The organism is Vibrio sp. 1401 (genome assembly GCF_033340295.1).
In genome coordinates this window covers 20,761-43,907 of record NZ_JAWOWF010000009.1, presented here as the reverse complement: position 1 = coordinate 43,907, position 23,147 = coordinate 20,761, and the positions used below count along the sequence as shown (strand labels likewise).

Annotated in this window: 19 protein-coding genes; 13 read left to right on the top strand and 6 right to left on the bottom strand. The window is 44.6% G+C overall.

The genetic code is table 11. The features are described 5' to 3' along the window. Positions 1-49 precede the first annotated feature (49 nt). Positions 50-1,354, bottom strand: a complete 1,305-nt coding sequence (locus R7Z77_RS07190) for a MipA/OmpV family protein (protein ID WP_213967695.1) — start codon at positions 1,352-1,354, stop codon at positions 50-52. Positions 1,355-1,589: 235 nt separating this feature from the next. Between R7Z77_RS07190 and R7Z77_RS07185 the strand changes: the two genes are divergently transcribed. The 3 genes from R7Z77_RS07185 to R7Z77_RS07175 all read left to right on the top strand — a co-directional run bounded on the left by R7Z77_RS07185 (position 1,590) and on the right by R7Z77_RS07175 (position 4,514). Further along, positions 1,590-1,934, top strand: a complete 345-nt coding sequence (locus R7Z77_RS07185) for a hypothetical protein (protein WP_017820645.1) — start codon at positions 1,590-1,592, stop codon at positions 1,932-1,934. Between the two features lie 9 nt (positions 1,935-1,943). Next, the gene (locus R7Z77_RS07180) at positions 1,944-3,884 is read left to right on the top strand and encodes an alkaline phosphatase D family protein (protein ID WP_318136627.1); all 1,941 of its coding nucleotides are present in this window, start codon (positions 1,944-1,946) and stop codon (positions 3,882-3,884) included. Positions 3,885-4,073: 189 nt separating this feature from the next. After that, on the top strand, positions 4,074-4,514 hold the full coding sequence (locus tag R7Z77_RS07175) for a TerB family tellurite resistance protein (protein WP_017820644.1): 441 nt from the start codon (positions 4,074-4,076) through the stop codon (positions 4,512-4,514). Between the two features lie 241 nt (positions 4,515-4,755). Here R7Z77_RS07175 and R7Z77_RS07170 read toward each other — a convergent pair whose 3' ends face one another. Beyond that, a complete protein-coding gene (locus R7Z77_RS07170; protein WP_161445747.1) occupies positions 4,756-5,286 on the bottom strand; it encodes a 3'-5' exonuclease in 531 nt (176 codons plus the stop codon). An 83-nt stretch (positions 5,287-5,369) separates the two neighbouring features. Continuing rightward, a complete protein-coding gene (locus R7Z77_RS07165; RefSeq protein WP_005377686.1) occupies positions 5,370-6,911 on the bottom strand; it encodes a sensor domain-containing diguanylate cyclase in 1,542 nt (513 codons plus the stop codon). Between the two features lie 291 nt (positions 6,912-7,202). Between R7Z77_RS07165 and R7Z77_RS07160 the strand changes: the two genes are divergently transcribed. The 3 genes from R7Z77_RS07160 to R7Z77_RS07150 are packed head-to-tail and all read left to right on the top strand — an operon-like array spanning position 7,203 to position 12,665. Next, entirely contained in the window at positions 7,203-7,835 is a 633-nt protein-coding gene (locus R7Z77_RS07160) for a DUF2760 domain-containing protein (protein ID WP_005389474.1), read from the top strand. Then, on the top strand, positions 7,835-9,799 hold the full coding sequence (locus tag R7Z77_RS07155; protein WP_213967692.1) for an Hsp70 family protein: 1,965 nt from the start codon (positions 7,835-7,837) through the stop codon (positions 9,797-9,799). The genes R7Z77_RS07160 and R7Z77_RS07155 overlap by 1 nt, the downstream gene beginning before the upstream one ends. A gap of 55 nt (positions 9,800-9,854) precedes the next feature. Next, positions 9,855-12,665 carry an Hsp70 family protein gene (locus tag R7Z77_RS07150; RefSeq protein ID WP_213967691.1) on the top strand — a complete coding sequence of 937 codons (2,811 nt, stop codon included), beginning with the start codon at positions 9,855-9,857 and terminating at the stop codon, positions 12,663-12,665. A gap of 85 nt (positions 12,666-12,750) precedes the next feature. Here the strand turns inward: R7Z77_RS07150 and R7Z77_RS07145 are convergent, their stop codons facing one another. Further along, a complete protein-coding gene (locus R7Z77_RS07145; RefSeq protein WP_005377692.1) occupies positions 12,751-12,945 on the bottom strand; it encodes a hypothetical protein in 195 nt (64 codons plus the stop codon). Between the two features lie 86 nt (positions 12,946-13,031). On the opposite strand from R7Z77_RS07145, the gene R7Z77_RS07140 reads away from it, so the two are divergent. Beyond that, positions 13,032-13,718: a DNA-3-methyladenine glycosylase I gene (locus R7Z77_RS07140; RefSeq protein WP_005377694.1), complete on the top strand. Its 687-nt coding sequence runs from the start codon at positions 13,032-13,034 to the stop codon at positions 13,716-13,718. 84 nt (positions 13,719-13,802) lie between these two features. Here the strand turns inward: R7Z77_RS07140 and R7Z77_RS07135 are convergent, their stop codons facing one another. After that, positions 13,803-14,780: a Gfo/Idh/MocA family protein gene (locus R7Z77_RS07135; protein ID WP_213967690.1), complete on the bottom strand. Its 978-nt coding sequence runs from the start codon at positions 14,778-14,780 to the stop codon at positions 13,803-13,805. Positions 14,781-14,791: 11 nt separating this feature from the next. Then, the gene (locus tag R7Z77_RS07130) at positions 14,792-15,079 is read right to left on the bottom strand and encodes a putative quinol monooxygenase (protein WP_005389066.1); all 288 of its coding nucleotides are present in this window, start codon (positions 15,077-15,079) and stop codon (positions 14,792-14,794) included. Between the two features lie 103 nt (positions 15,080-15,182). On the opposite strand from R7Z77_RS07130, the gene R7Z77_RS07125 reads away from it, so the two are divergent. The 6 genes from R7Z77_RS07125 (at position 15,183) to R7Z77_RS07100 (ending at position 23,116) form a co-directional block, all read left to right on the top strand. Beyond that, complete coding sequence (locus R7Z77_RS07125) at positions 15,183-16,061, top strand: LysR family transcriptional regulator (protein ID WP_213967689.1); 879 nt, start codon at positions 15,183-15,185, stop codon at positions 16,059-16,061. Positions 16,062-16,486: 425 nt separating this feature from the next. Further along, positions 16,487-17,830: a sodium/glutamate symporter gene (locus tag R7Z77_RS07120; protein ID WP_213967688.1), complete on the top strand. Its 1,344-nt coding sequence runs from the start codon at positions 16,487-16,489 to the stop codon at positions 17,828-17,830. A 204-nt stretch (positions 17,831-18,034) separates the two neighbouring features. After that, positions 18,035-18,526 (top strand): prepilin-type N-terminal cleavage/methylation domain-containing protein, encoded by a 492-nt coding sequence (locus R7Z77_RS07115; RefSeq protein ID WP_104979150.1) that lies wholly within the window; start codon positions 18,035-18,037, stop codon positions 18,524-18,526. Positions 18,527-18,797: 271 nt separating this feature from the next. Then, complete coding sequence (locus R7Z77_RS07110; protein ID WP_065274505.1) at positions 18,798-20,537, top strand: ABC transporter transmembrane domain-containing protein; 1,740 nt, start codon at positions 18,798-18,800, stop codon at positions 20,535-20,537. A 3-nt stretch (positions 20,538-20,540) separates the two neighbouring features. After that, positions 20,541-22,316 (top strand): ABC transporter transmembrane domain-containing protein, encoded by a 1,776-nt coding sequence (locus tag R7Z77_RS07105; RefSeq protein ID WP_213967686.1) that lies wholly within the window; start codon positions 20,541-20,543, stop codon positions 22,314-22,316. Positions 22,317-22,567: 251 nt separating this feature from the next. Further along, the gene (locus R7Z77_RS07100; RefSeq protein ID WP_017820633.1) at positions 22,568-23,116 is read left to right on the top strand and encodes a hypothetical protein; all 549 of its coding nucleotides are present in this window, start codon (positions 22,568-22,570) and stop codon (positions 23,114-23,116) included. Positions 23,117-23,147: the final 31 nt, after the last annotated feature.

Below are 23,147 nucleotides of genomic sequence, written 5' to 3'. Positions count from 1 at the left end.
GGCGATAAATAAGTCAGTTGCAAATCCGACATATGCATCTCGCGATGCGCTAAAACTCGAACTGGAAATAAATAGTATTGTAGTTGCTCCCACCTTTAATTCGTCCAAACTGGGAAGCGCTTTCAAAAATCGCCGAGCGGTGATGCAATGAATAGCCCACCCACATATTGTTCCAGCTCTTTTGGTTGAAGAGATCGCCTACATTGACATCAAACGAGAAATCTAGGTAGTTGAGCAACTTGCTTGGTGTATAACCCTTGTCTTCCATTTCTGTGCCTTCAATATAGGTAATGCTATCAATGTATGACACACCTTCCGCTACACCAAATCGCCAAGTCGTAGGCCAATTAACCGTATAATAAGCCTTAATCGCCATGACGTATTCTGTGCTCGCAGACTGAACACTGGACGACCAGTGATGAACCAACCCTGGCGTTAAATAAATATCAAGAGGAAAACCAAACAGCTCATCCGTTAATGGATGCCCATAAAACAATGAAGTAAGTTGATTGTCGTATGGGTCTTTTTCTCTCTCAAAGCTAAATATTTCACCGATGTTCGAAGGCGTCGCCCAACCATGCGCAATACGTAGATATGCTTTATTGCTCAGTGTCGGTTTCGGAGCTTTGCTTTTATCGTTGAAAAAGCCAAAACCGACAAACACTTCTCCCTGATATCGATCTTCTACAAGCTGACTGTTGTAGGCGTTATCATCTAAGCGAGTAACACTCGTCTCACCCAATAAATACAAATTTGAAGTTACATGGTAACGCGCTTTAATACCAAGATTGGTGTCAAGCCCAGCTCCAATTCTCTCGCCAGTAATATCCTTAAAGGAATAATATTCACTATTGAAATCAGCGTCTTTGTATCGAATCGTAATCGATGGCTCTAATTCCCAATCACCAAATACATAATTGGCAGCAAGGCGGTAATTAGAGTGAAACTGGAGTTCGTCGTCCGTCATCAACTCTACTTCTGCGCGCCAAGTGTCGTTAATGCTATAACGCACTTGCCCACCGAAATCGACTCTGTCCCCTTCATTAGCATTTTGTAGCGACATGGGAATATCGACAAATCTCAATCGCATGAGTGCGCTCGCGCGCCAGTCGGAATCACTCTCGTTATGCAAAAAAGCGCCACCTTCAATGCCATTGATATACACATGTTCGTTTTCAAAGAACATCATTGGTACAAATGTACTCACCGTAGAGTCATTATCGGCGGTATAAAACGGAATCGATGCTGTGCGATACATCGCAGCAATCCCCCACGTTTGTTCTTCTGCACCATGCGCAGAAGAAACTGCCGCAGCTAAAGGTAAAGCGAGTGTTGTTAGAATTAATCTCTTCATGAGTTCGAAAAATGTTGGTTGAGAAGCAGGCAAACATCAATGATTTGCCATTAAAAGCTTATGTTCTGCTGATGATAGCCGTTACAATGGAAAATGTTGTCATCCTCGTGACAGTTTGAGTCCCAAGATCATATTAATATTGCACGACTAGGTGAGCTTGTTTGCGAATATTTTACCATTACAACAAGCGCTTAAACTCTAGCTTAGTTCTAAATCAAACATAATGAAGTAAAAAGTGAAAGCATCAGAACTCATCTCTACCTTGAATCATTTACCCGCAGACACAGACATTGTGATGGGAGAAGCATGGCTGCCAGAGAGGTTGATAGGGACTCAACTCGATGGTGACATGTTGTTTTTGCACTTTGATAATGCACCAGAAGATGGTCAAGGTGACGAAGAAGGGCGTGGCTTCGTCGAACACGAAATCGACCTAATTAGAACTCGGCTTCAGCAAATTTTGGATGAAGACAGTGATAACGCGTCAAAAGCCGATGCGATGCTTGGTTTGTTCCTTATGGGACATGAACTTAGTAGCTCGCAAGTTATCGAAATATTAGAAGAAGAAGCTGACACATAAGGAGCCGTTTTGCCAGCATTGATGAACACGACTGAAATTTCTTCACTTCCTCTTGTCGTTGCAGGTCCGATCCTACGTAAAGTGACCGCAACTGAAATCAATATTTGGCTAGTCACCACCCAACGCTTGGAGGGTATGGTGCAAATTACGGATGAAAATGCCTCCATCCTTTATCAAGCCCCTTTAAGTGAACAAAAAGAACAGCTTCAAATCGGCCTCAATGCGTGGTGTTGCTTACTTAAATTAGAAGGCGAGTTTCCAACCCATCAAGCGTTACGCTATCAAATAAAAACGCAATATGGCTTAGTGACGGAACTGCTCCCTCACCTGACTTATGAGCGAGATAATACGCCAAACTTGGGTATTGAGTTCCTCGTTAGTGAAAAAGCGGATTATCTCTTACATGGCTCTTGCCGTAATCCCCATCAGTTCAGTGATGATACATTGGTCGCTGCGGATCATAAAATCGCGTCTCAATCCATTGAAGAGAGACCAGATATGCTCATCATGAGTGGTGATCAAATCTATGCAGACCATGTTGCAGGCCCCACTCTCGATGCCATTGAGCAAGTCATAGCTTTATTGGGTTTGCCAGGCGAAGAATTCGATCAAGCTCCGATAAAAAATACCAATGACCTCTACCAACACCCTGCTTGCTATTATGGTCGAGATAAATTGTTGCCTCATTATGTGAGTGATGACAGTTTACTAAGTAAGTTTTTTCCACACCGAGGGACACCAATATTCAGCGCCAAAGAGTGTGAGAATCACCTAATAAGCTTTGCTGAGTGCTTTGCAATGTACTTATTGGTTTGGTCTCCGACCTTGTGGAAGTTTGTTCGAACGGATCGTTTATTAGAAAACGAATTTACTGTCGGCGGAGAAGTTCTTGAACCGAAATGGCAGCAGCAATGGCGCGAAGAAAAAAAACAAATTGATAAATTCGTCGCAGGTCTGGACAAGGTTCAACGCTTACTCGCTCACATTCCAGCCTATATGATCTTTGATGATCACGATGTCACCGACGATTGGAATCTCACCATAGGCTGGGAACAAGCCGCATACAGCAACACGTTTGCAAAACGCATTATCGGTAATAGCTTGATTGCTTACTGGCTTTGCCAAGGTTGGGGAAATGCGCCAGAAAAATTCAATGATGAATTTATGAGCCTCGCTCAACGCTTTATCGATGAGCGAACCTCGCAAACCCAAGATGCATTTATTCAATATTTGTATCGCTTTGAGAATTGGCACTACACCATTCCTACGACACCAAAAGTTGTCGTGCTAGATACACGAACCAGACGCTGGCGTTCTGAGTCTAAAATGAACAAACCTTCTGGCTTAATGGACTGGGAAGCGATGATTGAGTTCCATCAGGAGCTCGTGCATCAAGACAAGGTTGTTATTGTTTCTGCCGCGCCAATGTTTGGTGTGAAATTTATCGAAGCACTACAACGTGTGGTGACCATGCTTGGTAAACCATTGATGGTTGATGCTGAAAACTGGATGGCTCACCCCGGAAGTGCGAATACTCTTATTAGTATTTTCACACACACAAAGACACCAACTAACTTTGTTATTCTCTCTGGCGACGTGCACTACTCTTTTGCATACGATATTAAGCTCCGCTATCGAAAAAACAGTCCGAATATCTATCAAATCACCTGTAGTGGAATTAAAAATCAGTTCCCTACACAACTGCTCAATATTTGTGATGGCCTAGATAGACTGCTATACAGCCCTCGCTCACCTTTAAACTGGTTCACAAAACGTAAACGGCTCAAGATTTACAAACGCGCACCAAGTACACACAACTTTTATCGCTTGGTTAACCATAGTGCCATTGGTGAGCTACGCCTTGATGATGAAGGCAAACCAAGTCAAATTAGTATTCTGACGAGTGATGGTGACGAAGTTCATTTTCCACCCACACGTGCTGAAAGCTGAGTATCAATCCCCAAATGACTTGCCCTTTGTAAGAGGCAAGTCACCGTGAACTAACTCAGGCGTTTAGGTTTTTTGGGGAGAAAGTGGCCGTGCTTAAATGTCAACGGCGTGCTAAATTTGGTATCGCACCTTGAGATCTTCCGTATTTATTACCATGTTAACCAAATAAACAATAGCTCGGTGTTCATTATGTTTAATTCTCTCACATCATTATTTAAACAACTCATTGATGGCTCTGATTTAAGCCAAACCAACACACTTTCCCCTAACATGGCTATCGCGTGTTTGCTTTGTGAAGTTTCTGGCGCAGACCATAGTGTCGATGATAGAGAACAAGAAACAAAGCGCTCTTTATTGATGAAACTGCTTTCGTTAAATGAAGAAGAATCAAATACTTTGTTAGAGCAAGCGCAACAGAAAATAAAAGATTCCGCTTCGCTGTACGACTTTACCTCTCAACTAAGAGAACTGACTCAAGAAACTCGTTACAACTTAATCAAAAGCATGTGGGAAGTCGCTTACGCAGACGGCGAAATTGACCCGCTAGAAGACGCGGTGATCCGTAAAACAGCAGAGCTACTCTATGTTGATCACAGCGAGTTCATTCGAGCGAAGTTACAGTCTCAGTAAAGTGACGAGATGAGTATATAAGTCGCTGGCTAACTCTAAGCTACCCCTAGAATGACAACAGATATCGCTTCTGTAGCCATAAAAAAACGCGCACTCTGTGCGTTTTTCAATAAGCCAACGACATTGTTATTAAAATACTGGTCAAGGTATGTGTTTAGCTCTTTCCACACTAAACAGACTGCATGACAAAACAACAATGGTTGGATGATTATTTAATTACAAGCTAGCTAGGTTCGAATAACTAAAACATGGTCAAAGCAAGCTTAGCTAAGTTGTATGCATCTACATAGCCAGAGTGTTGACGCCCTTCCCAGTCTATTCCTTTTGCTTCTTGAGCGGCTCGATGGCCTATACGTTTATCTTTAAGACGATTTTGAATACGGTAGAGTGTCGCTAAGTTGATGAACTCTGTGAACGGTGCTTCAATACCTTTGTGCTTACACTCTTCTAGAAGAATGAGGTCATCTCGCCCCCAAGATGCAAAGATTTTGTTGCGACCACCGAAGTTCTTAACCATGGATTTAAGCACTTCTTCTAGTGGGCGTCCTTGTTTTTCAATCTTACGTGGTGTGATGCCCGTTAACTCAGCGCAAAACAGAGACACTTCATCGTGTTCTGGTTTCACGTAGTATTGAGCACGCTTGACTATCTCACCTTTAGACAAATCTATTTCAGCTAACCCCACTTCGATAATTTCACCCGTGCTGCCGACGCCATTTTCGTTCCAGCAACACATTTCTAAATCGAAGCATACAATACGGTTATGGTTCATAGTTTGCCTTGGTTCCTAACATAAAAATTTAAAGCGTGCGATTCTATCGTAACACGGCGTAAAACTCGAATTTGTGCGCCCATTTAATCGCCGATCGACACATTATTACGGCCGTTTTTTTTACTCAAATAGAGTTGACTGTCCATTTTGTGATACAAGCTCTCAGGATCTTCTTCTTTATGGATAACCGCACCGATACTCAACGTACAGATGATTGACGCATCACCATAATCAAAAGCCGTACTTGCCACAACACTCCGTAACTTTTCTAGGTAAGCTTCTAGCACCGCTCTATCAATGACTTTAGAAATAATACAAAACTCGTCACCACCAGCGCGGTAAAACTTATCTCCCGGTTTTAAATTAGCACTGACCAGCTTAGTGACATGTTGCAACGCTTCATCTCCACCTAAATGGCCGTGTTTGTCATTAATCACTTTGAAGTGGTCGATATCAAAACCAACCAAGGCGAAGTTAACACCTTTGTTTATCTGATTAAGCAAGTGATCGTTGAATGCTCGGCGATTCAGTAGTTGAGTTAGAGGGTCTCGCTCTGCCATTCTTTTTAATTCAACGGTTTTGAGCTCCAACATGACCGCTAAGCGCTCTTTTTCTCGAGACTGTAAATTTACAATCCAACTGATCAAAAAGGCGATTACCAATCCGGCTAGCGTCGTGCCCGCTAAAATAGAACGCTCCCAAGCTGAGACTGCGTCAGAAAGTTTAAAGTCAATACGCCATTCACGGTTAGGCAGTTGAATGGTTCGGCTTATAACGGTTCCTCGAATGTTATCCCAGCTAGCACTTTGAAAGAGAACAGGGTCATCTGCTGCGTCGAATCCCAAGTCTTCTACGCGCACCGACATATCGAGCTCCGTCGCGGTTTTCGTAATCAAATCCTCAAAGTAAACCGTACTTCGAATAACACCGGTCACTACTCCTAATAAATATTTGTTCTCGAAGTCGAACACTGGATGGAACACCAGCAACCCAGTCTTAGGTATGGACTTGTCATAACCATCTTGCAGTAAGCGAACTTTATCCGAGACATTCGCTCGCCCATTTTCGGAAATGTCATCCAAGATTAAATCGAAGCGTTTGCGCGAAAAATAGAAACCCAATAGAGAAAGGTTTTCCGGTGTTCTTGGGTAGATATCCGACGCGATGAAAATTGGCTCATTGTGTTCAAAAATGTACCCGTAGGTTTTGGGACCATCTTTAGGAACGGTAAACGGTTGGAAGTTTGGAAATTTTTGACGGGTCTTTAAAATATGTTCATCAAGATCTTCGAATTCGACCTTTTGCATCCATTGAAGTCCAATGAGACTTCGCGAGCTGTTAATCACTTGTTCCGCATACATCGGAAACGATGGCCAATAGCTTCGCTCAATCGAATGGAAAAAGTTTGCGCCCGCACCAATGAACTTTAGATCATTCTCGACGTTTGCTTTAAGTGATTCTGCTTGTCGGTCGGCTAAAGTATCAAACGTAGTCTGTGTATACCGTTGCTGCATTGTATAAGCAGCACCAACTACACCAGCAGTGACACATAAAGTCGCCAAAAAAGCTAAAATAGAGTCTGAATGTCGTTTTATAAAGCTCTTATGAGCGGTGCTTTGTGTCATATCGTAATTTTTGATACTTCCGTAAGTTAAACTTCGGGATCTATTGAAATACTGCGTTAGCAATGCACAAACATCAAGCAACAACCTATATTGGGGAGTCTGATCGTCGATTTTTCACGCTGTTCGTACGGTATAGTCACGAATTATTACAGCCTTAAGCCTTGAATATGCTACCATCCGTCATCATTTTAATGTCTAAACTTGGTGCAAGATCGCAAAGACGATCGTTTTAGTGAACAAATATGAGCCAATACTGAGCACCAATAAATCAATAGAAAGAGAAAAAACGTCATGAACATTGATTTGAACCTAATTCCTCAAACGTTCGATATGCTTCACGCTGGCCTAACCGCATCGAGCGTTTTGCTTCTTCTAGTTGCAGTGTCGCGCAAATCAAAAGTGGTCGAGAAAGTGGTAGAAAAACCAGTCGAGAAAATCGTCGAGGTTGAGAAACCAGTTGAGAAGATCGTTGAAGTAGAAAAAGTAGTGGAAGTAGAGAAAGTCGTTGAAAAAGTGGTGGAAGTTGAATCAAAACTTGCAACCGCGTCAACGGACTCTGCAATGCAGCTGCTTTCTATCATGCAACAAGAAGCTCGCCTGATTGACTTCCTAAAAGAAGACCTAACGTCATTCTCTGATGAAGAAGTAGGCGCAGCCGCTCGCGTAATCCACACTGGCGGTCAGAAAGTACTGAACGACTACGTGACGCTAGCGCATGTTCGTAACGAAGACGAAGAAACTCGCATTACGGTTGAAGAAGGCTTCAACCCACAAGAAATCCGCCTAACTGGCAACGTAACAGGCAGCGCGCCATTCAACGGCACGCTAGTTCACAAAGGCTGGAAAGCAACATCAATGACGTTGCCTAAACTTGCAGAGAACTACGATGCTTCTGTGATCGCTCCAGCTGAGGTTGAGCTGTAATGGAACACATGAACCAAGAAAACCATTCTCAAGAAGCGTCTGTTGAAACTCAACAGACACCTAAATTCAGTGTTGGTATCGACTTAGGTACAACACACTGTGTCATGTCTTTTGTTGATACACACAACGAAGACGCTCGCGTTGAAGTGATGCCAATCCCGCAGTTGACTGCACCGGGTACGGTAGAGACTCGCAACCAATTAGGCTCTTTCCTTTACCAGCCGCACGAGCACGAAATGAACCCGCAATCACGCGTTCTTCCGTGGTCGAGCGAGCCAAAAGCTCTAGTTGGTGCAATTGCACGTAACCTAGGTTCAAAAACACCGATTCGCCTTGTTGCAAGTGCGAAATCTTGGCTTTGCCACGCTGGTGTAAACCGTCGTGATGCATTCCTACCAGCGGGTAGCCCAGAAGAAGTGGAAAAAGTATCCCCTCTTCGTGCGACAGAGCTTTACCTAGAGCATCTAAAAGACGCTTGGAATCACACCAATCCAAATCACAATCTTGCCGATCAAGACGTGACTATTACGGTTCCTGCTTCTTTTGATCCTGCTGCTCGCGATCTAACTGCAGAAGCTGCACGCAACGTTGGTTTTGTGCACCTAACGCTTCTAGAAGAGCCACAAGCTGCGCTTTACAACTGGATTGATAACAGCAACGACAAATGGCGCGACGAAGTTGAAGTTGGCGACATCGTACTTGTGGTCGATATCGGTGGTGGTACAACCGACCTTTCTTTGGTTGAAGTAACTGAAGACGACGGCAACCTAACTCTGAACCGTATCGCGGTAGGTGAACACATCCTACTTGGCGGTGACAACATGGATCTTGCACTTGCGTACCGCTTGAAGATGAAGCTAGCGCAAGAAGGCAAAGAGCTACAACCATGGCAAGTTCAGGCAATGACACACGCATGTCGTGACGCGAAAGAAGCGCTCTTGAACGACAGCGAACTTCAGTCAGTGCCAATCGTGGTACCAAGCCGCGGTTCTAAGCTGCTTGGCGCAACGCTGAAAACAGAACTGACTCAAGAAGAAGTACAACAAACACTGGTTGACGGCTTCTTCCCTCAAGTTACGATTACGGACCACCCTGTTCAACGTAACCGTGGTGCACTAACGCAAATGGGTCTGCCTTACGCACAAGATGCGGGTATTACTCGTCACATTGCAGCGTTCTTGTCTAAGCAAGCCAATGCTCTTTCTGCTTCAGGAAATGGCGCAGAAGCAGCAGCTCAAGATTTCAACCCATTCGCTAACATGCCTGGTATGCCAGGTGCGGATGCAGCGCAATCGGCTGACTTCATCAAGCCAACGGCAATCCTATTCAACGGTGGTGTTCTGAAATCGAAGCTTCTAGCAACTCGTCTAGAAGACACGATCAACGAATGGTTAATTGAAGCAGATGCTGAAATGGCAAAACGCCTAACAGGTGTGGATCTAGACCTTGCGGTTGCTAGCGGTGCGGCTTACTACGGCTCTGTGCGTCGTGGACAAGGCGTTCGTATCCGTGGTGGTATTGCTTCAGCGTACTACGTGGGTATCGAAAGTGCGATGCCAGCGATTCCGGGCATGGCGCCTCCAATGGAAGCACTTTGTGTTGCACCATTTGGTATGGAAGAAGGTTCCAGCGTTGACGTACCAAGCCAAGAGTTTGGTTTGATCATCGGTCAGCCGGTTAACTTCCAATTCTTCGGCTCAACGGTTCGTCGTGATGACCTAGCAGGTACTCACCTAGACTACTGGGCACCAGAAGAGCTCGAAGAGCTACCAGAAATTCAAGTAACGCTGCCTGTATCTGAAGGTCGTCGTGAAGGTGAAGTGGTTCCTGTAACCCTATCCTCTCGCGTCACAGAACTTGGTACGCTTTACTTAGAAGCCATTGCCGCTGATAACGGTCAAAAATGGCATGTTGAGTTCGATGTGCGCGAAGACGCGAAAAGCAACTCAAACGAAGAAGAATAAATAGAAATCAAACGGCATCCAATCGGGTGCCGTTTTTAAATACACGAAGGTTTGTATGGCATCTCCTCGTTTTCTTGTTGGTATTGACCTTGGCACCACAAACACTGTGGTGGCGTATTGTGAAATCACCGACAACCTTGAACAATCCGAAGTATCCCTATTCGACATCGACCAATTGATTGGTCCGGGTGAAGTGGTTCGTAAACCATTGCTGCCCTCTTTCCGCTATCACCCTGCAGTTGGTCAAATCTCCCCTTCTGACCTAACACTTCCTTGGGAAAACGAACCTGTATCTGGCGACATTAGTAATGTGATCGTGGGTGAATGGGCTCGTGAATTAGGCGCAAAGGTGGAAGGACGTCAGGTATCCAGTGCAAAAAGCTGGCTATCGCACCAAGCAGTGGATCGTAGCTCAGACATTCTTCCTTGGGCTGGTGCGCAAGACGTAGATAAAGTTTCTCCCGTCATTGCCAGCGCAAGCTACCTCAACCATATTCGTCAAGCATGGAACTACCGTCATCCTAGCAATAAGTTAGAAGACCAAGATGTGGTTGTGACCGTTCCAGCTTCGTTCGATGAAACCGCTCGTAAGCTCACGCTTGAAGCCGCACAGCTGGCAGGTTTAAAGAAAATCGTACTGCTCGAAGAGCCACAAGCCGTATGTTACGACTGGTACGCACGCCACCAGCAAACCGCAGCTGATGAACTTAAAGAATTACCGCTGATTCTGGTTTGTGATGTGGGCGGTGGTACTACCGACTTGAGCTTGATTGAAGCAAGTTTCTCTTCTCAAGATGAACTAGCCCTTGATCGTATTGGTGTTGGCGAGCACTTGATGCTTGGTGGTGATAACCTCGACTTAGCATTAGCGCACCTTGCAGAGAGCCGCTTCAACCAAAGTAAGAAGCTCACTGCAGCAAGCCTGACTAAGCTGATTCAGCAAACTCGCAAGGCGAAAGAAAACCTACTTTCAGCGAGTGCACCTGAAGAAGTAAAAATCACCATGCTGGGCAGCGGCTCGAAACTTCTTGGCGGAACAAAGAGTATTGGGCTGAGCAAACAAGAAGTGCACCAAATCGCTTTGGATGGCTTCTTCCCGATTTCTGATTTCAGTGAAGTACCAGACAAACGCCGCAGCGCCGTTGTCGAGTTTGGTCTTCCATACGTTGCTGACCCAGCAGTGAGCAAACACGTTGCCGAGTTCTTAACTCAGCACCAACAAGTTGCTCGTGCCGCTCTTGGCATTGAAGACGATAAACAAAATGCCATTCCAGTCGGTTTGCTACTCAACGGTGGTGTGTTCAATAGTGAACTTGTGACTGAGCGTGTCACTACCCTACTGTCCGATTGGCGCGGCGCTCCGGTTACGGTATTAGATAACCCACATCCAGATTGGTCTGTTGCACTAGGTGCTGTTGCGTTTGGTAAAGCACGTCGTGGGGCACAGCTAAAAATTGGTGGTGGTGCAGCGCGTTCTTACTTCTTGCACCTTCAAGAGAAGAACAAGATGGGCAAAGCGCTCTGTTTGCTTGCAAAAGGTACAGAAGAAGGTCACGAGATCCGCTTAAGTGGTCGTCGTTTCTCGCTTACTCTAGGTGAACCTGTTCGCTTTAACCTGCTGACTTCTACCCACGACACCTTAACCAATAACACCGCTATTCAAAACGGCGTCATGGTTGACGTTGACCCCGACTTGTTTGCTCCTTTGCCGCCTTATATCACCACCCTTGAAGGTGAAGGTGCCGAACTGCAAGCCAACCAGAAAGAGCGTGTAGAAGTACAACTAGCATGTCAGTTGACTGAAGTCGGTACGCTAAAGATGGAATGTGTCAGCGCAGAAGATGACAGTAAACGTTGGGAGCTGGAGTTCGAAGTTCGTAACAAGCAAACTGATGACAGCGAGCAAGTTAGACTTCACCCTAAACTGAACGAATGTAAGGAGCTAATCGCTCGCCTTTACAGCGGTAACAAGAAAAGCGCAGAAAGCAAAGAGATCAAAACCTTAGCCAAAGATCTTGAGAAGAAACTGGGCAAACGTGACGAGTGGGATTTCACTACCCTACGTCAACTTTTTGATACCTTTGCACAAGGTCGTAAGCGTCGCCGTCGTTCTGAACAACACGAGAAAAACTGGCTTCGTTTGGCTGGCTTTGCACTGCGTCCAGGCTTTGGCGATCCAACCGACTCATGGCGCATTGAACAAGTTTGGGGTCTCTACCAGCAAAACATTCAGTTTAAGAACCATCAAGGTTGGACCGACTGGTGGGTATTCTGGCGTCGTATCGCAGGTGGCTTGAGCCAAGAGCAGCAAGAGACTATCTTGGCGGACATCGCGAAATATCTGCACCCTGGCGCGATGAAAAACCCGCAATCAGCCAAAGCGGCACAAGATATGGGTTACGAGTCGATGGTACGTTTGTCAGCCTCTCTGGAGCATCTAGAAGTCGAAGACAAAGTTCTATTGGCAACGTGGTTCTTGAGCAAAGCCATCAACCATAACCAGTTCGAGCAAGCACACTGGTGGGCAATGGGGCGCTTGGCATCACGTACGCCTTTGTATGGCAGTCAGCATAACGTCGTTCCTCGTGAACAAGCGGAACAGTGGTTGCCTAAGCTGTTAGAGCAGAACTGGCAGAAAGAGCCAATGATCGCTTTCGCAGCCGTAATGATTTGTCGTAAGACGGGCGACCGCCTATTCGATATCTCAGACGACTACCGTGAGCAAGTGCTGGCTAAGTTGAAGCAAAGCAAGGTGCCTGAATCTTGGATATCACTGGTTGAAGAAGTCAAAGAGTTATCTGAGAGCGAATCGAAGCGTATCTTCGGTGATGCACTACCAAGCGGTCTGACGCTGGTAAATAACTAAGCTCCCAAACTTATAAACGCAACAAAGCCCTTCTCGTGAAGGGCTTTGTTTTATATGATTCTAATAGCTGACGAAAGACGACTCGTTAGTTCATTTCCGTATTGATCACCACATCACGCGTTTCATTATCCATATCACTGATGCCGACCACTGAGATTTCACGGTCAGATAAATTCTCAATCATGCTGTCTTCTAACCCACCGTCCGTCATCCACGCATAGAATTTTTCCGCAATACGATCCGAACCTTCTCCGACAAACGTTAATGTGACCTTCTTCATTTGTGACACTCCATCAATTTACGATTCAGCCACTTAAGCGTAGTATGTTTCGCAAATATCGACATAAACTAGGACTAACTTCTTTTATGAGTATCGAAAAATTTGACGCGATTTATCAGCGCGCTGCCGAGCGTAAAGGTGGTGAAGATCAACTTGAAGCGCTTTTGTCTCATCCACTAAGCAAAGAAGAGCTGGCAGCGATTCCCGACGACCGTTGGCTGGCCGCTTTTTCGATGAAAGTATTCCAAAGTGGGATTTCGTGGAGCGTGGTTCGCAACAAGTGGCCAAACTTCGAAGAAGTGTTCTTCGGATTTAAGATTGAGCCGCTGTTGATGCTGTCAGACGAGCAATGGGAAACCAAAGCAACAGATAAACGCATCATTCGCCACCTCACTAAAGTCATGTCGATTCCAGCCAACGCTCGTATGATCCACGAAGCAAAAATCGAATATGGCTCGTTTGGCAAAATGGTTGCCGATTGGCCGCAAGAGAAAATCACCGACCTGTGGGCGTATTTGAAGAAACGCGGTAATCGCCTAGGCGGAAATACAGGCCCTTACACTCTGCGTCAAATGGGCGTAGACACCTTCATCTTGTCTAGCGACGTTGAAGCTTACCTGCGTAATTGCAAGATCATTGAAGGTGGCAAAGACACTAAAAAGTCGCTCGATGCCACCAACAAAGCGTTTGTTCAATGGCAGCAAGAAAGTGGCAGAAGCCTGTCTGAGATCAGCCAAATCATTGCGTTCAGCACCGGTGATAATCGCATTTAATCCAGACTGAACCCAAAATACAAACGGCGCACTGATCATTGGATTTAGTGCGCCGTTTTTATGTTCATTGGTTAATGTACACACTTACTTGGAAGCCAGTGATTCCCACTCCGTCAGTAGCTGCATAATACGGTGAGAATCGTCCCATGTTGCACAAGGGTTTTCTAGCGAGGTACGCCCCTCTTCAACCGCTTGGCGAATATTGCGCACTTGATAGAAGAAAGCATCCCCTGCCGCGGGAACAGACACTTCACGCTTCGACGTCTCGTAAATTTCCACACTAAACTGGTTATCTTGCGTTGGTAGCCATGGGTTTGAATCTAATGTGATACAGCCTTTGCTACCCAGAATAGTGAATTGGTGTTTCAATCCGTGATCTTCGGCAGTGTGTACGCTCGCCGTTTGTTGCTCACCGAATTGCATCATCAAACTCGATTCACAGATATTCCCATCGTTACCTCGTCGACCGATCGCCGTCATTGAACGATTCTCAAAGGTTTGTTCACCCAACATGGTTTTCACCACCAAATGCACCAATGACATTGGGTAACAACCTAAGTTATACAAAGCACCTTTACTGTCTGGATTCACAAACTGCGCAATCGATGCAATGTAAGAAGTATGCATCGAGCGAAGTTCACCAATCTCTCCCGATTTAAGCACCGAAACCAACTCGCTGATCAACGGGTGATGTAAATACATTAAGCCTTCAGCAAAGAATACCTTGTGCTTTTCGACTGCTTTTAGTGCCAACTCGGTTTTTTCAATATCTACCGAGAGTGACTTTTCACACAGGATCGCTTTCCCCTGCTCTGCCGCTTTAACGATAAAGTCATGATGAAGGTGATTTGGCAATGCGATGTAAATAATGTCGACTTGCTCATCGGCAATCAACGCATCGTAATCGTTGAACGTATTCTCGATGCCATATTGCTCAGCGAATGTCTTTAAGTTCTGCTCCGAACGCCCAGCAACCGCGTACAGTTCACTCTTGTCATCGCCTTGGATTGCCTCAGCCATGACACCTGAGATAAAGCTTGTGCCTAAAATACCCCATTTCATGTTCACGTCTCCTATTGAGCTTGGGTTTCGAATGCTTGAACTAACTCCGCCATTTCAGCCGCAATAAACGCTTGTGTATGCGGCATAGCAAAATGCGCTTCAATCGCGGCGCGGTTTTCATATCGCTCCCAAAGAATCACACGTTGTGGATCTTTAGAATCGTAGGTCGCATTCGCTTGCAAGCACCCCGCTTCGCTTTGCATATCAAGGCAAAATTGTTCAATGGCTTCAACCACTTGTTGTCTTGGCTTATCGGCATTCATTTTCAGTTCGGCGGTAACAAAAATCGTCTCGCTCATGATGGCTCTCTTTCTCCATTCTTAATCATACGCCCACTGTAATTAACCTCATTTGATTGATAAACTCTGCTTTAGTTATTTCTTTATCAACTCTGGGTGTGCAATGGATAAATTAACAAGCATGAAAGTTTTCGCTTACGTGGTCGAACACGGCAGCTTTCGTAATGCAGCACACCACTTTGATATTTCACCGACCATGGTTGGCAAGCACGTGAGCTTTCTTGAGCAAAGCTTAGGTACACAGCTGATTCATCGCACCACGCGCAAACAGTCCCTGACCGAAGCCGGTAGACTCTACTACCAAGAGTGCCACCGCATTATTGAAGACATCACCAACGCAGAAAACCTGATCCAGACGCTGATCAACCGTCCAACCGGAACAGTAAAAGTTAACTGCCCTGTCACGTATGGCAAAAAGGTCATTGCTCCTATCGTGGCTGACTTCTTAGCTGAATTTCCCGATTTGAACGTTGAGCTGATGTTGGATAACAATTTGATTGACCCATATCGAAGCGAAGCTGACGTGATTATTCGAATCGGTGAATTGGTCGATTCGTCGTTAGTCGCGAGAAAATTGGGTGAATACCACATGACTTACTGCGCCTCACCCTCTTACCTTGAGCAACATGCCCCTATCCAATCGCTTGATGACCTTGAACATCATCATTGTTTGGGGTTTCAGTATCACCAAGGAGAAAGCCAACAAGTGGTGAACATGCCATCTAATACCTTTGGAAACAGCAACACCCGATTAACGTCTAATAATGGCGATGTACTTAAGTTTGCCGCGTTAAAAGGCTCTGGTCTTCTTCTGCAACCAAAAATCTTAGTTGAACAGGAAATCCAATCTGGTGCCTTGGTAGAAATTCTCCAGCAACATGCTCCCAAGCCAAAATCGATCCACCTGCTTTACCGTTCAAAACAGCTTTCCCTTAAAAACCGTACCTTGGTCGATTTTATTCTTTCTCATGTGAATCCATAACGTCACCCCATAAATCGGCGACAATTTAACCATTTAATTAACTTTTATTGTCGATATGACAAATATTATTGCTTGTTAATTGTCTTTATTTTTCATGTTGTTAGTCAGAGACACCCATTAACTAGGCATAATTTATTGATTCACACCAATTGCATTGCTCTGACAAAGTGACTAGGATTGCCGCCTTTCCTGAGTGAACTATCAAAAAATATCGAGAAATTTAATCTAATTTCTCTTCCTGTTCGTGTGCAATCACAACATTTACACTCATTTCAAATTGCATAAGCACATTCCTTTGCTTATGAAAACGACATTGATTTCTCAACGCTTTTAGTCACGTATGTGGCTTTTTGGCTTGAGAGAGATTTTTATTCAAGGTAGGTCACAAGGACGCTACCCCTTGACTGCATTTACTGGAGGATAAGATGCCTAAAGGTCTAATGCTGACTGACTTAGCCATCGCTGGCTTACTATTGATTTTGGCAAAAGTCATTCGCGTTCACGCGCCATTACTACAGCGTATGTACATTCCATCGGCGGTTCTCGCAGGATTATTCGGTCTAATTTTTGGACCAGCCCTGTTAGACGTACTGCCTTGGACCGATACGTTTACCGCTAACGCAAGCCTATTAACTGCTGCACTTTTTTCTGCGTTAGGTCTGGCAACGGATGTTCCATCACCTAAAACCGTCGCACAGCGCGCTGGCTCATTGTGGGCATTCAACCAAATCGCTTCTGTTTCACAGTGGTTATTTGCAGCAATGTTTGGTCTCGCGATCACTACCTTCTTCTGGCCAGAGATTAATCCAGCCTTTGGCGTAACAATGTCTGCAGGCTTTATGGGCGGTCACGGTTCAGCTTCTGTTGTTGGCGAAATATTCACGGGGCTTGGTTGGGAAGATGGCTTTACACTAGGTTTAACCTTCGCAACCGTGGGTATCTTCATTTCGATTTCTGTCGGCATGCTCATGCTGCAATTCGCATTGAAGATGGGTTGGATTCGTAGCTTTACGACATTCGACAGCATGGACGAACACGAACGCAAAGGCCTTGTTAAACCTGATGATCAAGAACCGGTAATGAAAGACACTATGTCTTCCCTGTCGGTTGATTCTTTTGCGATTCACGCCGCATTGGTGGTTGTAGTAACGGCGTTCTCCTATGTTGCTGCTAACTATTTATCTTCGTTCCACGATAAGGTGCAGATCCCAACGTTTGTAACCGGGTTCCTTGGCGGTATGTTGGTTCGAATTATCGCAAAGCAGACCAAAGCGTCACGTTACCTTTGTGATGGCGCGTTCAAACATGCAGCGGGCGTCAGCACCGACTATTTGATTATCTTCGGTATCTCTGCAATCAAGATTACCGTCTTGGCCCAATACTTAATGCCTATGGTAGTACTAGCTCTTGGCGGCGTATGTTTCACACTTTGGTTAATCTTTTGGGTGGCTCCACGCATCATGGGAGACGATTGGTTTGAAAAAGGCATCTTCTCTTGGGGTTGGCTGACGGGTACGGTTGCAATGGGTATTGCCCTACTGCGTATTGTCGATCCAAAGATGCGTAGCAAGGTACTTGATGATTACGCCATCGCTTATGTCCCAGGCTCAATCACTGACATCTTCATCATCTCTTTGATGCCAATTGCAATGTACAACGGCATGCACTGGCAAGCTCTTGGTGTAGGATTAGGTTACATCGCAATTGTCTTATTTATTTGGCGATTCATTTTTAAACGTAACAGCAGTGCTCTGACACACGAATCATAGTCGCTTTACTCGGGAGGATTTTGTCCTCTCGAGTTCATTCCTTGGTTTTTCTCAAAATCACTCCCTACCTCAAAAATAAGCAACTTGTTTTATATTTGAGATTTGCAATCCCGATCTCTTACTATCATTCTTTTTTAATACTTGACCTGAAAGTTTCTATATCAGAATAGCCGCCTATTCGTTTCTAAAACATGGAGAAAGGCTGTGCGTCGCTCTCAAGGATTTACTCTTATTGAACTCATTGTGTGCATCATCATTCTTGGTATTGTAAGCGTCGTTGCATTTCCTAAATTTCTTGGCTTACAAAAAGATGCCAGGGTGTCGGTTCTATATGGAGCCAGAGAAGCACTCATGACAGCCAACAACTTTGTCTACACCAAAGCAGTGATTCAATCTCAAGAGACAGTAGATGGCGGCATACAATATAACATTGATCTAGATAATGACGGCCATAACGACCTAATTGGTTACTTTGGATTTATCAAAAATGTTATTCCAGCAAAAGAGCTAGCAGGCTTTGATCCGCAACTCACTATCAACACTTGGTATGGGGTAGACAGCCCAGACGAGCCCTACTTCCTTATTGGTTTTGCAAACAAGCCTGTTGGTCCAGAACATATGTGTTATGTCGAAGTTTACTACCCAGAAACTCCTGGTGGCCAAGTGAAATACAAAATACAAACTGACGATTGCTAATTCCCATAGAGAGTGGCAGTAACACTTTTACTTTTGGTGTCTTCATCGTTATTGCAAGGTAATGGCTCCAAAACCATCATTAACAACTATTTCACATAATGTCGTCGCACAATGAGCTCATAGAGATAAACCCAGTAATTTGCGCCGACACATGGCTATAATTGAAACAATCTATCGTTTTTAAACCCGCCTATAAGTTGTGCTTGTAAACTCATCATTTCGCTCAATAATAGTTCTATAACAAATTCAATAATTTAAAGCGGGAGGCGTAATGAGAATATTCTGGCAGCTACGTTGGTATTTCCAACAAAAGTGGAGGCACTATGTCGGATCCATTCTGCTTTTCGCTGTGATATCAGCACTACAGCTTGTTCCGCCCAAAGCAGTTGGCATCATAGTTGATGGCGTCGTAGACAACACTTTAGATACAAATACGCTGATTCTATGGCTCTCAGGGTTAACTGTACTGATCTTTACTATTTATGGGTGTCGCATCTTATGGCGAATTTGGCTTTTCGGCGCAAGCTGGGAGCTCGGGACCATTCTACGTAACCGTCTATATAGGCATTTATCGACACAGCCACCTCGTTTTTTTGAACGTTACAAGACGGGGGATCTGATGGCTCGTGGCACTAATGATGTGCGTAATATCGTTATGACAGCCGGCGAAGGGGTTTTAACCGCCGCAGACTCTTTGATCACTGGTATTGCGGTTTTAATCATTATGGTAACGCAAGTAAGCTGGAAGCTCACCGTAATGGCGCTTCTTCCAATGCCATTTCTTGCCATCATCATCTTCTTTATTGTGCGTATCCTACATCAACGCTTTCGTGTCGCTCAGGAAGCCTTTTCTACCATGTCAGACATGACACAAGAGTCACTTAATGGCGTGCGAATGCTGCGTGCTTTCGGATTAGAAAACCAAGAGCAGCAACGTTTTGAAGAGGTTGTGGATGATACTGGCGAAAAGAACATCGCTGTCGCAAGAGTCGATGCTAGATTTGACCCGGCAATTCAGTTAACCATCGGTCTTTCTTTCCTTCTTAGTGTCGCTGCTGGTGCTTACCTTGTTGATAAAGGTGAGATCACGCTTGGTGATCTGACCGCATTTACGATGTATTTAGGGTTGATGATATGGCCGATGCTGGCATTCGCATTCCTATTTAACATTTTAGAAAGAGGCTCAGCTGCATGGAACCGACTACAAGAGATCTTTGATGAAAAGCCAGAAATTATCAGTGGTAATAAGCCAATAGAAAATAAACCACTTCCGTTAAAAATTGATATCGACGATTTCCACTGGTCTAGTGATTTACCGCCCGCTTTGACGGAAGTAAACATCGAACTTGAACCCGGAAAAATGTTGGGAGTTGCAGGGCCTGTAGGAAGCGGAAAATCGACCCTGTTAACACTACTTTTGCGTCAACATGATTTAGAAAACGGCTCAATTAAATTCGGTGATGTCGAGATCAAGGATGCCCTACTTCCACAGTGGCGAAACCGCTTTGCTGTCGTTAACCAAAGTCCGTTTCTATTCTCCAAATCTATCTTCGACAATATTGCCTTAGGCAACCCTAATGCAGAGAAAGAAGAAGTCTATAGAGCAGCAAAGTTAGCCTGTATACATGACGATATTGAGAAGTTTCCTGAAGGCTACCAAACAGAAGTTGGTGAAAAAGGCATTACACTCTCCGGCGGGCAAAAACAACGTATTGCGATAGCACGCGCTATGCTGCTGAATGCCCAAGTGTTGGTTTTGGACGATGCACTTTCCGCTGTTGATGGACGGACCGAACATCAAATCCTTAAGAATTTGGAAACACACTACCGTGATCAAGCCCTAATCGTTATTGCACACCGCCTCACCGCATTGGAAGCAGCAGACGAGATCATTGTCTTGAATCACGGCCACATTACTGAACGTGGGCAACATAGCGCTTTATTAGCGCATCAGGGATGGTACGCCGAAATGTTCGAGTACCAAAAACTAGAACAGGCGATGGAGGAATAATGAATGAACCAGACCAGCACGTTTAAACGGTTAATGTCTTACCCATTATCTCAACCAAAGCCAATGATTAAAGGACTCGCCTTGCTGTTTATTGCAGCGTTAGCTAGCGCCGGCGGCCCTTGGTTGATTCAATATTTCATTGATGAGCACATCGCTAAAGGTGACTATTCACAAAATGTTCTGATTTCGCTAGCAGTAGGTTATATCGCTCTTCAGATCGTATCGGCAACATTCCAGTATTTTCAGTCATTGCAATTTAGCATTGTCGCGGCTAACACGATCAAAGCGATTCGTAAGCAAGTATTTTCTGGCGTGATTAAGCAGCCGTTATCTGCGTTTGATTACACTCCTGCTGGAAAATTGGTGTCGCGAATCACCAACGATACGGAATCTTTACAGCAATTTTATGAGCTTTTGATCGCGACCGTGGTGAAAAACGTGGTCATGATTGTCGTAATGCTTGGCGTTATGTTTTTCATGAGTTGGAAGCTCACACTCGTTGTGCTTGTATTGCTGCCGATCGTCATCGGCTTTATGTACTTGTTTAAGCAGCTAAGTACAGAAAGCTACCGAAAGATGCGTGACCTATTGACCGATATAAATGCGAATCTGAGTGAATCCATTCAAGGGATGAGTGTCATCCAATTAATGCAACAAGAAGAGCGTTTTAATAAACAGTTCAACGAGCTAACCGCAGAGCATCTGGTGGCATCTAAACGAGTGATTCGGCTAAACGGCTATCTGCTAAGACCATTAATGGACTTACTCGCTGGTCTTGCGTTGCTTTGCTTGGTTGCGATCTTTGGTTTTAATGGTATTGAGTTGATTGGTGTGGGGGTACTGTATGCATTTATCAGTTATCTTGCGCGAGTTATTGAACCACTAATTGAGATGACTCAGCAACTTGCTCTACTTCAGCAAGCGTTAGTATCAAGCGAACGTGTTTTTGAATTAATTGACGCGAAAGAACAAACTTACGGGGACAATCATCAACCATTAAGGTCAGGTGCTATCGAACTTAGAGATCTCACATTTAGCTACGATGGTAAACAGGACGTCCTAAAAGACATTTCGTTGAAGGCCAACCACCAAGACTTTATCGCGCTTGTCGGGCATACAGGAAGCGGTAAAAGCACATTAGCGTCACTGTTAATGGGCTTTTATCCAACGCAATGTGGTGAACTGCTCATAGATGGTCGTCCACTTAAAACATTAGGGAAAGACGTACTTCGCAAAGATGTGGCAATGGTTCAACAAGATCCACATATTCTCCCTGCTTCAGTCAGAGAAAACATCTCTCTCAGTCGGGCGGTTGATGACAATCAAATATGGGATGCGTTAGACAAGGTAGGTTTGGCAGAACAAATTCATCGTTACCCTAACGGGCTAGACACGCAGTTAGGTCAAGGCGAAACTAATTTATCTGCAGGTCAGAAACAGCTTTTGGCGTTAGCACGTGTGCTTGTGGTAAAACCTAAGGTATTGATATTAGATGAAGCAACCGCAAATATTGACTCAGGAACAGAGGCTTTAATCCAAAAGAGCTTGGCGGTACTCAGACAAGACATGACGCTCGTTGTTATTGCTCATCGGCTTTCAACTATCCTAGATGCAGACCAAATCATTGTTCTTCATCATGGGGAGTTAGTCGAGAAAGGCACACACAAAGCACTCTTAACGCAAAATGGTCGTTATGCTCAAATGTATCAGTTACAGCAAGCAAACCGACATCTACAACAGATTGAAGAAGACACCAAGCAACTCGAAGAAGCGGTGTGATTTTATGCCCGTGCCTTCTTTTTATTTAGTCGGCATGGGCATAATTGGTGTAACTTCAAAATTTAACCTTGTTAGCTTCCAATTTCTTCATAATGTGAACTAATTTTCTATTTCTTACCTATTATTGACATAACCCCTCGCTATATCACGCAAGGTCGTTGTAAAATCGTACGGTACTTAAGTCTACTGCCTGTGGCATTGGGCTGAATTCCGCTTTCTAATTATGCACATTAATCTCATGACACAAGTCCATGGACAAAGATAAGTTTACTAACATCTATCGCTTGCCTGGTTCGATTCAAATTCGTATCGGTAAATGGCAAAAGACGTTCCGCGGCACCTCTGATTTAGTTTTACATCAGGCGCTAATGGAGCGTAATAAGCAATTTAAGAAGCCAGACTTTTTACCTAAAGGCTGGTGTGTCACTCCTGTTGATGAAAACGACATTACCATTACGCATCACGGTAAATATATCCAAACCGTTATGCGCACAATGCTGGACAGAAAGGTCTCATACAAGCGACTGTTCCTATCTCGAATGAGTCTCGAAGATGGTGAAAAAGTGCTCCACAATTACAAGCTGGAGTGGGTAAGAAAACATAACCAGATCGCCAAAAAGTACAATCAAATTAAAAAGAAACAATATATGAACTTTGCAAGAGAAGAAGAGGAAACCCTCTACCCTTCGATTCCAAAGGGTGAGTTTGACAAAACATTATGGAACAAACTTGTCGTATCATCTTTTGGCCCGCAGAAAAAGTACAAAAACCCGCACTTTGTCCGTAAAGCCGATTTCTAAATAAACACCCCTAAAGTGAGGGGTGTTTATT

Excerpts from the sequence above, each read along its gene's own strand:
- R7Z77_RS07190 (WP_213967695.1), bottom strand. The coding sequence starts at position 1,354 with ATGAAGAGATTAATTCTAACAACACTCGCTTTACCTTTAGCTGCGGCA.
- R7Z77_RS07175 (WP_017820644.1), top strand. The coding sequence starts at position 4,074 with ATGTTTAATTCTCTCACATCATTATTTAAACAACTCATTGATGGCTCT.
- R7Z77_RS07170 (WP_161445747.1), bottom strand. The coding sequence starts at position 5,286 with ATGAACCATAACCGTATTGTATGCTTCGATTTAGAAATGTGTTGCTGG.
- R7Z77_RS07165 (WP_005377686.1), bottom strand. The coding sequence starts at position 6,911 with ATGACACAAAGCACCGCTCATAAGAGCTTTATAAAACGACATTCAGAC.
- R7Z77_RS07160 (WP_005389474.1), top strand. The coding sequence starts at position 7,203 with ATGAACATTGATTTGAACCTAATTCCTCAAACGTTCGATATGCTTCAC.
- R7Z77_RS07155 (WP_213967692.1), top strand. The coding sequence starts at position 7,835 with ATGGAACACATGAACCAAGAAAACCATTCTCAAGAAGCGTCTGTTGAA.
- R7Z77_RS07150 (WP_213967691.1), top strand. The coding sequence starts at position 9,855 with ATGGCATCTCCTCGTTTTCTTGTTGGTATTGACCTTGGCACCACAAAC.
- R7Z77_RS07145 (WP_005377692.1), bottom strand. The coding sequence starts at position 12,945 with ATGAAGAAGGTCACATTAACGTTTGTCGGAGAAGGTTCGGATCGTATT.
- R7Z77_RS07140 (WP_005377694.1), top strand. The coding sequence starts at position 13,032 with ATGAGTATCGAAAAATTTGACGCGATTTATCAGCGCGCTGCCGAGCGT.
- R7Z77_RS07135 (WP_213967690.1), bottom strand. The coding sequence starts at position 14,780 with ATGAAATGGGGTATTTTAGGCACAAGCTTTATCTCAGGTGTCATGGCT.
- R7Z77_RS07130 (WP_005389066.1), bottom strand. The coding sequence starts at position 15,079 with ATGAGCGAGACGATTTTTGTTACCGCCGAACTGAAAATGAATGCCGAT.
- R7Z77_RS07125 (WP_213967689.1), top strand. The coding sequence starts at position 15,183 with ATGGATAAATTAACAAGCATGAAAGTTTTCGCTTACGTGGTCGAACAC.
- R7Z77_RS07120 (WP_213967688.1), top strand. The coding sequence starts at position 16,487 with ATGCCTAAAGGTCTAATGCTGACTGACTTAGCCATCGCTGGCTTACTA.
- R7Z77_RS07110 (WP_065274505.1), top strand. The coding sequence starts at position 18,798 with ATGAGAATATTCTGGCAGCTACGTTGGTATTTCCAACAAAAGTGGAGG.
- R7Z77_RS07105 (WP_213967686.1), top strand. The coding sequence starts at position 20,541 with ATGAACCAGACCAGCACGTTTAAACGGTTAATGTCTTACCCATTATCT.
- R7Z77_RS07100 (WP_017820633.1), top strand. The coding sequence starts at position 22,568 with ATGGACAAAGATAAGTTTACTAACATCTATCGCTTGCCTGGTTCGATT.